This window comes from Magnetospirillum sp. 15-1 (assembly GCF_900184795.1).
Lineage (GTDB): Bacteria > Pseudomonadota > Alphaproteobacteria > Rhodospirillales > Magnetospirillaceae > Phaeospirillum.
This window is the reverse complement of the sequence record NZ_FXXN01000028.1, coordinates 1-12009: the sequence shown is the minus strand read 5'-3', so window position 1 is coordinate 12009 and position 12009 is coordinate 1. Positions and strand designations below refer to the sequence as shown.

General features: G+C 62.1%; 13 protein-coding genes. 10 read left to right on the top strand and 3 right to left on the bottom strand.

What is annotated here, in order from left to right:
* A complete protein-coding gene (locus tag CP958_RS21345; RefSeq protein WP_096704977.1) occupies positions 1–315 on the bottom strand; it encodes a HigA family addiction module antitoxin in 315 nt (104 codons plus the stop codon).
* A complete protein-coding gene (locus tag CP958_RS21340; protein ID WP_096704239.1) occupies positions 290–568 on the bottom strand; it encodes a type II toxin-antitoxin system RelE/ParE family toxin in 279 nt (92 codons plus the stop codon). The genes CP958_RS21345 and CP958_RS21340 overlap by 26 nt, the downstream gene beginning before the upstream one ends.
* A 239-nt stretch (positions 569–807) precedes the next feature.
* Here CP958_RS21340 and CP958_RS21335 point away from each other — a divergent pair, with 239 nt between their 5' ends.
* The 10 genes from CP958_RS21335 to CP958_RS21290 all read left to right on the top strand — a co-directional run bounded on the left by CP958_RS21335 (position 808) and on the right by CP958_RS21290 (position 11743).
* On the top strand, positions 808–1419 hold the full coding sequence (locus tag CP958_RS21335) for a hypothetical protein (protein WP_096704238.1): 612 nt from the start codon (positions 808–810) through the stop codon (positions 1417–1419).
* Entirely contained in the window at positions 1412–1681 is a 270-nt protein-coding gene (locus tag CP958_RS21330) for a hypothetical protein (protein WP_096704237.1), read from the top strand. The genes CP958_RS21335 and CP958_RS21330 overlap by 8 nt, the downstream gene beginning before the upstream one ends.
* A 378-nt stretch (positions 1682–2059) precedes the next feature.
* Positions 2060–4927, top strand: coding sequence for a DUF927 domain-containing protein (locus CP958_RS21325; RefSeq protein ID WP_096704236.1), 2868 nt, complete (start codon positions 2060–2062; stop codon positions 4925–4927).
* 106 nt (positions 4928–5033) lie between these two features.
* Positions 5034–6224 (top strand): phage portal protein, encoded by a 1191-nt coding sequence (locus CP958_RS21320; protein WP_096704235.1) that lies wholly within the window; start codon positions 5034–5036, stop codon positions 6222–6224.
* Positions 6221–6754 (top strand): HK97 family phage prohead protease, encoded by a 534-nt coding sequence (locus CP958_RS21315; protein WP_096704234.1) that lies wholly within the window; start codon positions 6221–6223, stop codon positions 6752–6754. The genes CP958_RS21320 and CP958_RS21315 overlap by 4 nt, the downstream gene beginning before the upstream one ends.
* Positions 6755–6757: 3 nt before the next feature.
* Positions 6758–7906 carry a phage major capsid protein gene (locus tag CP958_RS21310; RefSeq protein ID WP_096704233.1) on the top strand — a complete coding sequence of 383 codons (1149 nt, stop codon included), beginning with the start codon at positions 6758–6760 and terminating at the stop codon, positions 7904–7906.
* A 166-nt stretch (positions 7907–8072) separates the two neighbouring features.
* A complete protein-coding gene (locus tag CP958_RS21305; RefSeq protein ID WP_096704232.1) occupies positions 8073–8693 on the top strand; it encodes a hypothetical protein in 621 nt (206 codons plus the stop codon).
* Positions 8694–9016: 323 nt separating this feature from the next.
* Positions 9017–9781 (top strand): hypothetical protein, encoded by a 765-nt coding sequence (locus tag CP958_RS21300; RefSeq protein WP_141400608.1) that lies wholly within the window; start codon positions 9017–9019, stop codon positions 9779–9781.
* Positions 9778–10200, top strand: a complete 423-nt coding sequence (locus tag CP958_RS21295; RefSeq protein WP_096704230.1) for a thermonuclease family protein — start codon at positions 9778–9780, stop codon at positions 10198–10200. The genes CP958_RS21300 and CP958_RS21295 overlap by 4 nt, the downstream gene beginning before the upstream one ends.
* A gap of 397 nt (positions 10201–10597) precedes the next feature.
* On the top strand, positions 10598–11743 hold the full coding sequence (locus tag CP958_RS21290; RefSeq protein WP_096704229.1) for a hypothetical protein: 1146 nt from the start codon (positions 10598–10600) through the stop codon (positions 11741–11743).
* 63 nt (positions 11744–11806) lie between these two features.
* Here CP958_RS21290 and CP958_RS21285 read toward each other — a convergent pair.
* Positions 11807–12009, bottom strand: a 203-nt coding sequence (locus CP958_RS21285) for a transposase (protein WP_141400607.1), incomplete at its 5' end; no start/stop codon positions are given.

Genomic DNA, 12009 nt, shown 5'->3' with positions numbered 1-12009 from the left:
CTACGCCACCCGGCGCGGCTGCACATCGTGCTCAATGGCGGCAAGGCTCTCGACCACGACCTTTGACAAGTCGTGTGCCTGCTGCAAATTGAGCCAGAATTCCGCCGTGGTGCCGAAGTAGCGGCTAAGGCGCAATGCTGTGTCAGCGGTCACGGCGCGCCGTCCTGCTACTATTTCGTTGATCCGGTTCGCGGGAATCTTGAGCGCATGGGCAAGCTGATTGCCGGAAAGCCCAAGCGGAACCATGAACTCCTCCTGGAGCACCTCGCCCGGATGAGTGCGGACCCGCTCAATGGTAGTCGCAAATTTCGACATCATGGGCTCCATCCTCTTTCCATATAAAGCACAGCCGCCATTGGTCATTGATGCGAATGCTGTGCTGACCCTTTCGGTCATCCTCCAGCGCCTCCAGGTGGTTCCCCGGCGGCACCCGCAAGTCCTCCAGCACCACAGCCGCGTCGAGCATGTCGAGCTTCCGCACGGCCTGACGGCGGATCGCCTCGAACGGGCGGCTCCGCCTGCCTGCCCATAGCGCCTCGGTGTCCTTGTCGCGGAAGCTCTGAATCATGTCTGTATGTTATACGTACAGCGATCAATGTCAAGGGGCGCTGTTTTTATAGATATAGATATAACATTAACAATAACAATTGGTCTATGTTCGGAATAGCGAACAGCTATTAGCTCATGGTGACAATAATCACAATATTAATGATCGCATCGCCATGAAGAAGACGCTTGACATGGAAGGCCCTCTGGTGCTTTGTATTGCATGTGCCGCCGATGGCACATCAACCAACGAGGCTGTAAATGACAAACCCCCTTACAGAAAGCAATTTGGTGTGGTCCGATGTGATCTACGCCATTGAGGGCACGCCCAAGGCGGTGCGACACTGGATGCAGAAAGAACAGGTGCGCGTTGGTGTCGCTGATGCCAACGGTCCCCGCCGCACGTACTCCCTCGCTGATGCCGCCACGCTGGCGATTGTCCGCAACTTGGTCGATTACGGCGTACCGGTCGCCATGGCTGGCGATATCGCTCACCAGTTCGTCGGGGCGAGTCTTTTGCTCAATTACAAGAATACGCCGCCGGAAGTCCTCTGCCAGTCGCTGCGCAACCGTGTATTGCTGGTTTGGCGGGATGGAGACAACTGGCAGCACCGCACGGACTTAGCCCACGACATGGGAAAGACGCCTGCGCCGGTCTACTTGGCGATAGACGTTGGCAGTGTTGTTGGTCGCGCCATCGACCGGGCATTGCTGTGCTCGCGCAATCCCGACGAGGTTGATGGTATCGCCAAACTCACGCACACATTGGCGAGACTGACCAAAGAAACGATCCACGCCATGGACGAGTCCGAGCAACGTGCCGATGCTTTGCGCGACAGGTCTGGGCAGGCCGGAGATCTCGACCATGGCTGACCATGCCGAAGCCGGCGGGTGCCCGGCGCACATTTTGTGCAAGAACAACCTCCGGAGAGCCGAAGCATCGCTCTACCTTGGAGAGGTATTCGGCATCCCATGTGCAACAGCGACACTTGCAAAGCTGGCAAGCATTAGCAGTGATGGACCGCCGTTCTACAAATATAATAGGACGCCACTGTATCCGCGTTCCGAGCTTGATGCTTGGGCGTTGAGCAAATTGCTCAAGATGTACGCGAGCACGTCGGAGTATGCGAAATGAATACTGCCGACGCCACAGCCGAGCGCATTGCGCTCCGGATCGAGACCGCCCTACACGACCTCATGGCGCTACTGCGAGCCATCCCCGACAACGAGGTGCCGAAATGACCTATCTCAAAAAGGAAGGGGCCGGTTGCAGCCAGCCCCATTCCGAAACCCAATTAACTACCGCCAACAATAATGCCTTTCAAACCGCCACGCAACATCCCGATGGGCCTTCGCGAACCTGCGCGACGTGCCGGGCTGGTCGCGCCATCCCGTCACCTGTGGGGTATTACCATTGCTACTATTGGCCGGAACCGTCCGAGGAGGCACGCCCTGGAAGCACGCACTGGTGTCTCCAGCACGCTCCCCGTATCCCGGCGCCTCCGGTGACGCGATGAGCGCCTCTATCATCCAACTGGACCGCTCGCCCCTTTGGGGGCGGGCGGACCACGCCGCCCTGGTCAACCGGGCCATGATCCGCCACCACCTTGCGGGCGTACTGTCGCTGCCCGCAAGGGGGACATGGATGTTGTGCGGCTATGCCGAAAACCCGACGACCGGGGAAAAGCTATCCTCTAAAATCATGCCGATCATAGATCTGGACAGCGCCGTCGAGACCGCTGCCGCCTGGGCCGTCGAACCGCATCGCAACGTATATATAAGTGCCGCGACGATGACCGTGCCGCCGCCTCCAGGTCAACGCGGCGCAGAGGTAGATATCAACCACGTCGGATATCTCGTCTGTGATTTCGATGACCTCGACGCGGCGAATTGGGCCAGCCGTATTCCAGGCGCCTGCCCAACCTTCGTGATTGAGTCCTCCCCCGGTCGCTTCCAGGTTGGTTTCTCCTTCGACCGCCCTGTGGGTGCCGAGGAAGCCAAGCCGCTCGCTCGCGGCCTCAAGGCACTGGCACGATGTGACCACGGGAGCGCCGACATTGCGCATGTCTGGCGCGTCCCCGGCTGCCTGAACTGGCCCAACGCCAAAAAGGCTGCTGCCGGTCGCCCTCTTGATCCGGCGGCGGTAGTGGCAACGATTCCCTGGACGGGCGCATTGCACGATCCCGCCGGTCTTCGCGCCGTCCTACCCGCCGAGGTCCCGCCGCCTCCCGGTACACGCGGGTTCGAACGTGACATTGGGTTCGTTGATGGCCCAAGTGACGAATGGGATGGCCCAAGTGACGATGCCGCGTTGCTCCGCATCGCTCTCAACTCCCGCACGTCGTGGTCTGTCGCATCGGGGGACCGCTGTAGTCTCAAACGGTTAATCCCTGGCGATCCGCTGGTGCTCAAAGAGCACTTCGATAACGACCCGTCTCGCCTCGACGCGGCCCTGGCACAACATCTCTCGTTCTGGACCGGCAAGGACGGCAAGCGCATCGAACGCATCATGCGCAACACCATATGGGTCAGACCCAAATGGGATGACCGCGACGACTATCTGCCGCGCACCATCTCTAAGGCGTGCTCGCGTCAAGTTGAGGTCTATAACCAATCCCGGCACAGCCCCAACCCCGTCCCGGTGAAGGGAAACACAACGTTTCGACTCACGGATACAGGAGTCGAGAAAAAGACTGAAGTCGAAGATAAAATAACACTGGAAAAAAAGGACGTGTGGAATCTGTTCTGCACCCGCCTTGAAGTGCTGGCTGATACGCGCAGTCACGATGGTAAAAATTGGGGCAGGCTCCTTCGAATCACCGACCGTGATGGAAACACGAAGACGTGGGCGATGCCCATGGCCCTGATGGCGGGCGAAGGTGCCGCCTATCGCGAACCTCTATTTGATCTTGGCCTTGTACTATTCCCCGTCAAAGGGGCGAAGACGTGGCTCGACGAGTACCTGACGACAGTCCAACCCGACGCCAAGGCCAGATGTGTCTCGCGGATCGGCTGGCATGGTCGGGCGTTCGTGTTGCCCGACGCCACCCTGGGCGACACGGCGGGGGAGCAAGTTGTTCTTCAGGGGGCGACCGACCACGCCTTTCGAACCGGTGGCACCCTGGATGGCTGGCGTGATGGTGTGGCCCGGCTGGCTGTCGGCAACAGCCGCCTCGCACTTGCCATTGCTGCCGGATTCGCAGCCCCCCTCCTTCACCTTGTGGACGCGGAATCAGGTGGCTTCCATTTTCGAGGTCCGTCCAGCACCGGCAAGTCTACGGCCCTGATCGCCGCCGGTTCCGTCTGGGGCGGCGGTGACGTTCGCCGCTACGTCCGGTCATGGCGTGCAACGGATAACGCACTTGAAGCTGTGGCGCTGAATCACAGCGACGCACTCCTTTGCGTTGACGAGATGGCTGAGGTCACTCCACCTGCCGCCGCCGCTGCCGCGTACATGTTGAGCAACGGCATGGGTAAATCCCGAGCGACCAAGACCGGCGATGCCCGCGCCGCGTCGGAATGGAGGACGCTGTTCCTCTCCTCCGGCGAGATCAGCCTGGGCGACAAGATCGCGGAAGATGGTCGAGGCCGGAAGGCAGCGGCGGGACAGCAGGCTCGCCTAGTCGATATCGCCGCCGATGCTGGAGTGGGGTACGGATTATATGAATATCTCCACGGTCTTCAGGCTGGCAACATCCTGTCCGACACCATCAAGGCCGCTGCTACCGAGCACTACGGCCATGCCGCCCGCGCCTTCCTCGAATTACTGACTGCTGATCTGGACGGCGCTATCGCGGCTGTGACGACCACCCGAAACGCCTTCCTCCAGACACATTGCCCACCCGGCTCCGATGGACAGGTGTCGCGTGTCGCCGCCCGGTTCGGGCTGGTTGCTGCTGCTGGTGAGCTTGCCGCCGCATGGTGCATCCTGCCTTGGCCCACAGGCGAGGCGATGCGGGCGGCTGCGACCTGTTTCCGGGCATGGTGCGACGGGCGCGGCGGTATCGGCGCTGCGGAGGATGCGACCGCGATCAGCACAGTTCGCAGGTTCATCGAACAGCATGGCGGTTCCCGATTCGAACCGATGGACGCTGCGGGCACGGTGGGAATCCCGAACCGGGCGTCGGATCATCGCATTGTCAACCGGGCGGGTTTCCGCCGCCCGACTGCTGACGGTGGTACGGAATTTATTGTATTGCCCGAGGTCTGGAAATCGGAGGTCTGCCAAGGACTCGATGCTACCGCCGTGGCAAAGACCCTGGTTCATCGCGGCTTGCTGATCGGCCAAGGCGGTAAACTTCAGGGGGTTGTTCGGCTCCCTGGCAATAGCGGCCCCTCCCGTGTCTACGTCATAACGTCGTCAATTCTATCTGGAGAATAGACGGGAAAACATGAGAAAAACTAGTTCTCGCGCGCGATAAGCGACGTTTTGACATTATGAGTATTCTGCGAGATTTGTAGCAATGCAATCCGCAGGATGCTCATAAATGTTCAACATCTTCCGCCGCCGCACTGAGACGCGATCCATCGGCCTCGACGCACTTCTCGCCCTAGGCGGTGCGCCGACTGCTGCCGGTGTCAGCATCGGCACCGATTCCGCCATGCGCAGTCCGCCTGTCCGGTGTGCAGTAAAGATCATGGGCGACACTCTGGCATCGCTCACTCCGCACCTATACCGCCGCCTGCCCGATGGTGGGCGCGAGCGTGCTACTGACCACCCGCTCTATCCTCTGCTGACCGATTGCGCGAACGGCTGGACTCCCGCCAGCGAGTTCAGGTTGGTGATGCAGACTGCCCTGGCCCTGCACGGCAACAGCTTCGCCTGGGTGGGCCGTGACGGTGCTGGTCAGGTCATTGAACTCATTCCCCTCGATTCTCGCACCGTCTCCGTTGAGGTCGATAGCGCCACGATGGAACCGCGCTATGTCGTGACCACCAGCAACGGCCAGCGGCGCGAATACTCCCGGCGAGACATCTTGCATATCCGCGACGTAGGTTCGTCCCTTTACAAGGGTGATAGCCCGGTACAGATGGGGCGGGAAGCAATCGGCCTGGGTATTGTTCTTGAACAGCACGCCGCTGGCCTGTTCGGTCGTGGTGCCCGTCCCTCCGGTGTCCTAAAATACCCCAAGCAACTTACCGATGACCTGTTGGTCCGCCTGCGTAAGTCTTTCGAGGGATTTTATAAGGGCGGTGACAATGCTGGCCGGGTTGCGATCCTGGAAGACGGCGTAACCTTTGAGCCGCACCAGCTTTCCAGCGTGGATGCGCAGTTCTTGGAGATGAGGAAATTCCAGCTTCAGGAAATCGCCCGCATCTGGCGCATCCCGGCGCACCTGATGGGCGACCTTGAGCGGACTACGCATAACAATGCGGAAGAGATGGGCGCACAGTTCCTCTCCTACTGCCTCATGCCAATCTTGAAGCTGTGGCAAGACGCTATCCGCATTACGTGCCTGACGCCCGATGAGCGGCGCGAATACTACGTCGAGTTCCTGGTTGATGATCTGGCACGGGCTGATCTGGCAGCAAGGTTCACAGCGTACTCACAGGCCATCAACGCTGGCGTGCTGTCCCCGAATGAAGTCCGGGCCATGGAAAACCGTGGGCCGTATGAAGGTGGTGAAGTCTTCACCAGACCTGTGAACACTGCCGCCGTGAAGGACGCTGCACAATGACCACAGAGTTCCTGAACAGCACGGCACCAGAACTGCGCTTCGCCCCTGATGATACGGGCGTAATCAGCGGTTATGCCGCCACCTGGGGGCGTCCTGACTCATTCGGTGACATCTGGGTCAAAGGCTGTTTCGCGGCATCGCTGGAACAGCACCGCGCCGCTGGCACTCGTCCTTTGTTGCTGTGGGCGCACGATCCTGCCAATCCCATTGGCGTTTGGGAATCGTTCGTTGAGGACGCCACCGGCTTGAAGGTTGAGGGCCGTCTGGTCCTCGACGCCACGGCTGGCCGCGATGCTTTCGCTCTGCTGAAGGCTGGCGCTGTGGACGGCCTGAGCGTCGGTTTCAGGACCGTCAAGGCCACGGCGCTACCCAAGGGTGGGCGCCGTGTCGAGGCCGTTTCCTTGATCGAGGTGTCCCTGGTCGCTCGTCCTAGCCAGGGCGCGGCCCGTGTCACCAGCGTTCGTTCTGAATCCCAAGCAGCCGGGTTGGCTGCATATCTCCGCCTCGCTGCGGAAAGACTGAAAGGTTAAACGATGACCCATATCAACCCGCAGCGGGCCACCTGGGAAACCCGCTCCGAAGACGATGCTCAGACCGAGGTCCGGGCCGCGATTGACACCCTGACCACCAGCATCGAGACCCGGCTTACTGCCTTCGGCCAGGAACTGACCGAAGTCCGTGCTCGCCAGGATCGTGCCGAGACCGTGAGCCGCCGCCCCGGTGCCTCTCAGGAACAGCGGCAGGACCTCGATATCGAGACCCGTGCGTTCTCGACCTATTTGCGTTCGGGCCGCGAGGCTCTTGGGGCGGACGAAATCCGCAGCCTGCATATCAGTGATGGCACGGCGGGCGGCTTCCTGGCCCCTTCGCAGTTCAGCGCCGAACTGCTGAAGAACGTCGTCGAGGTCTCGCCCATCCGCGCCCTGGCGACCGTGACCGCCATCACCGGCTCCGAGTTGATCCTGCCGAAGATGACCGGCACCAGCACTGCGCAGTGGGTGTCCGAGACCGGCACCCGTCCGAACAGCGAGCCGACGTTCGGGCAGGTGAGTATCGTCCCTGCCGAGGCCGCAGTGTACATCGACATCTCCCGCCGCCTGCTGGAAGATGCGGGCGTCAACGTCGAGGCGGAAGTGTCCGCGATGCTGGCTACCGAGTTCTCGCGCTTGGAAGGTGCCGCCTTCACGGCGGGCAATGGCGTCGGCAAGCCGCGCGGTATCGTGGTCCATCCCGACTTGCCGGTGCTGGTCAACGGGCACGCCACCAACCTCAACCCGGACAAGCTGATCGCGCTCATGTACGGGGTCAAACCGGCGTACCGCAGCCGAGGCGCGTGGCTGATGAACGGCTCGACCATCGCTGCTGTCCGCTCGCTGAAGTCCTCCACCAGCGGCGAGTATATGTTCAAGGAATCGCTGGCCGATGGTGTTCCGGCGACGTTGCTGGGTCGGCCCATTTACGAGGTGGCCGACCTCGACGACGTGGCTTCGGACAAGCTGCCTATCCTGTTTGGCGACTGGGCTACCGGCTACCGCGTTGTGGACAAGGCCGGTCTTTCCATCCTGTCGGATCCGTATTCGCAGGCGACCAACGGCCTCGTGCGCCTGCACGCCCGGCGCCGTGTCGGTGGTGAACTCGTCATGCCTGAAGCCGTCATGGCCCTGAAGATGGCTGTGTCCTAATGCTGCGGGGTGGCTCGTTGTAATGGCGGGCCACCCCAAGGTTTTCTGCCCGCCGGTAGAAACAGGCGTCAGTCGGTGAGTCGCCTGCACCAAGAAACCCCGACAGCCCATGGTGCGGACTTCCTCCTGTGCGCGATGGGCACCTTATAATACTGGAGTCGCCCCGATGTTGACGATCCTGACGCCCGCGACCAACACCCGACTGACGACCGTTGCGGCAATCAAGGCGGAGATGGGGATTACCAGCGGCGCCGACGATGCTTGGTTTCAGGATGCCATCGAACGCGCCAGCGCCGCCGTGCGCTCCTGGTGCAACTGCATCTTTACACAGGAAACGATCAGCCAAGTCATCCGCCTTCAGCACCCCGAGGACTCCCTGATGCTTACCCGCGTGCCGGTGGTATCGGTCGATATCATCGCGGTCAACGGCAAGGAACTTGGGGCCGGTGACTATGAACATGACGCGGCTACCGGGTTGATCTATCGCCTGGACGCTGCCGGGGACCACATCCGCTGGCCCACCGGCAAAGTCGTGGTCGAGTACAGCGCGGGCTTTATCCTGCCCGGTGATCCTGGTCGCACACTCCCCCACGACGTTGAACGAGCGACACTGTTGCTGATGAAGGCCGATTACTTCGGTCGCCAGCGCGATCCGCTCGTCAAGTCCGAGAATGTCTCTGACGCCCTCAGCACCAGCTATTGGGTTGGTGGATTTCGTGACGGCGGGACGCTGCCGCCGGAAGTCGAGGGCTTGTTGTCCCCTTATCGTCACCCTGCAATCGGATAAACGACCATGCTCAATCCCGGCTTCTATTCCCTGTGGGGACGCCAATCACCTACACGCCGAATCCGTTGGTTGTGGTAACACAGCCGTTGGTGTCCCGCAAGGATGCGCTTGCTGTGGTGAGGCGTAGGTAGACCAATGACATAAGTAAAAAGGCCGCTAACCCAGAGGATTAGCGACCTGCCTGAACGGCTAAGAAACTGTGTTTGGCGACCTCTTTCTTAGCCCAGGTGGGTCAGGGTGTCAACGGGAAATCTCGTGTTTCCTGAATGGGTTGGCTTGTCCCTTTTTTCCTGTCGTGACCTGCGCCCTCCGTTGGAGGGGCAATGACCAATGGGCTTTTGCGAGGACTCTTTCAGCGCAGCTTTACCACGGTGGCAACCGCACCAGGTGCGCCTGGTGGCGTAGCCTTGCCACCACGTCAGCAGATGCAGGCTGCTCTGGCGGCGGCTATCGCCAGGACGAAGGCGGATCAGGTCGCCCAGCGCCGGGAGATGACGCCCGACCAGCTGGAGGCTTTCGAGGCGTACTGGCAGCGTCGGACTGAACGGGCCATGCGGGCCAAGGAGGCCCAGAAAGAGCGGCGCCAGGCCCGTCGAGCACGAGATTCGAATCCAGCGCCGCCGCTCACCAAGATCTGGGCGAAGGCGATGAGCCTGCAGGCGGCGGTCGATACCCGGCTGACCATGGGGGCTCGTGTGGCGCTGCAGGCGATCCGGGCGCTCACCGGGAGGCTGAAGCGCGTAAGCCGTTCTGGCCTCGCCGTCCTGCTGGGGGTGCATCCTCGCACCGTGCAACGGTATCTCTCCGAGCTTCGGGAGCGCGGTTACATCCGCACCAGGTTGTTGGTCAACAAGATGGGTTGGGTGATCGCCCAGCTTATCGAAGTCACCGAGATGGTGTTGCCGAAACACCATCGCCCCAACACCGCCGCCACTATGGCCGATGGGCTGCAGCGCTGCTTGAGCCGGCGGGAAAGTGGCGAAAGACAGGGGGAGACAGGATTGTCCCCCTGTGAGTCTAAATACTTAAACATAACGGGGAAAGAGGACGTTTCGGATCTCTTGCCCCTGCTGGTCGGTGCCGCATGACGGCCCGGATCGTCGGCGCCGCCATCCTGGTGGCCAGCGCCGTGGGCAGCGGCTCGTTCGCGGCCGAGCCTGGGCGGGTTCTGTGGGTCATCGATGGCGACACCTACCAGATCGCCCACGCCGGCGCCCCACAGGGCGAATCCGTCCGCGCCAGGCACTTCGATACCCCGGAGAAAGGCGACCGGGCACAGTGCGAGGCCGAGCGTGTCAAAGCCATGGAGGCCACGGACGCCGCCAGGAGGCTTCTGCCTAAGGGAAGTGCGGTTCTGCTGTCCGACCTTGGTCGGGACCGCTATGGCCGTCTGCTGGCCTCCGTATCGCTTTCTGACGGCACTGACGTTGCGACCTGGTTCATTCGGAATGGCCTTGCCCATCCCTACGAGGGTGGGCGGAAAGCCAGCTGGTGCTGGCCATGGTGATTTCGTCCCCCACCCACGATAAGCGGAACGCCCCTCGTCGGGGCGTACCCCTCCCCAACCCTCCCCGCCATATGCGGGGAGGGAGCATGAACAGCGTGGCGCTGGTCGCGCCACTTACGCGCCCCAATCAGGGCGCGTCTTGGGGGCTCATGGGACGAATGAGGAAGGGGCTTCCGCCCCTCGCGCGTCAATGGGCAAGCGTCGGGCTGGCGCCCGCCGTCAGGGGTCGGGATACCCCAAAAATCCGCAAGCGGATCGCTTCGCGCCCTCCGGGTTTTGGGAGCTACCCCGCCCGACCCCTGACCCATGACCCGACACACCCTGATTCCACGACGAGGAAAAGGTGCGCCGCCCTCCAACGAGCGGTGCCCAGCCCAACCCTTCCGGGGAGATCGTCATGACCAGTCCCATTACCAATACCCGTCCCGGCCATATCGCCTCCGTGCTGGCCGACGTCGTCCATCGCCGCAGGACCGGCTCGTGGCCGAGTGGCAAGGTGCCCAGTTGGGCAAGCGAGTACGCGGCGCAGATCGGCACCAAGGCCGGCACCGCGAAGTTCGACGAAACCCTCGACCGCTGGTACGTGAGCCAGCTTGAGGAGGCCCTGCGGCCCTTCGCCCAGGCCGGGGCGGCGCTCAGTCCCCGCACCGATGCCGCCGGCACCGCCGTGGCGATCCAGGGCGACGACGGCAAGAAGCTCACCGTTACCTACGGCCAACTGCGCCAGGCGGCCCGGATGCTGGGCGAGGGCCTGCGCAAGCTGCAGGACCAGGCCGAAATCATCAATCGGGCTGATCTGCTGGATGATCGGGTGCTCTGGCAACTCCGCTGGATGGCCTACTACGCCGACAAGCCGCGCTGGCTGCTGTTGCGCGAGACCCCGCTGAACGACGGCCGCTGCAAGCTGGAAGCTCTGGCTTATGACGGGAAGGTGCGGAGTACCGTGACCTTCGTGCCCGCCGCCGATGATGGAGACCTGAAGGTCAGCCTGAGTCGGTTTGGCGCGGTGCCCATGCTGAAGGATGCTGGCCGCCTGGACGCTATCCGGTCGTTCACCAGGACTGGAGACCTCAAGGGCAGAGGCACCCTGGAGGAGGCCTGGAGCCGCCGGATATCTGATGACGCCCGCGAGCGCCGCTACCGTCGCCGGTGGGCGGTGGTGTCCGATGTTCACCTCAACGTGGCCGGCGTTCCTGGCGACCGTCTGATCCGCCTTCGCTGGCTGGATGCACCGGTGCGCAGCAGCATCATCACCGGCGACCGCTCCGAATCCGATCTGGTGTTTCGCGTTGGCGCCGACGGCGAGACCAAGGTGCTGTATGGCAACGAGCCCTGGCAGCCCAAGCCGGGCGAGCCCCGCTGGCGGGTGGCGTCCTACGTGGTCGAGGCGGACAACGCCAACAAGCTGCTGGCCGGGATCTCCGCCGGCAGCGTCCGGATGATCGCCGAGGCAGTGGCCGGGATTACCGATTCCGCCTGGATACACCAGACCGAGGCTGACCGCGTGCTTCAGGCCGTCCAGAGCGAGGGAGGGGCATCATGATGGTGCAATGCCCTATCTGCCGCACCAGGCATTCCATTCCCGAGAGCTTAGGCCGTAGACTCATTACGCGGCGCACCAAATGCGCAGGGCGACGAGCTTTACGGCGGCGAGGAAATTCCGTGGGTCTTTGTCATAGCGGGTGGCGATCCCCCGGAAGTGTTTGATCTTGTTGAAGAAGCGTTCGACCAGATTGCGCTGGCGATAGACCCAGGCGGAAAAGGCGAAGGTGCCCTTGCGGTTGGACCTGACCGGGATGTTGGCCCAGG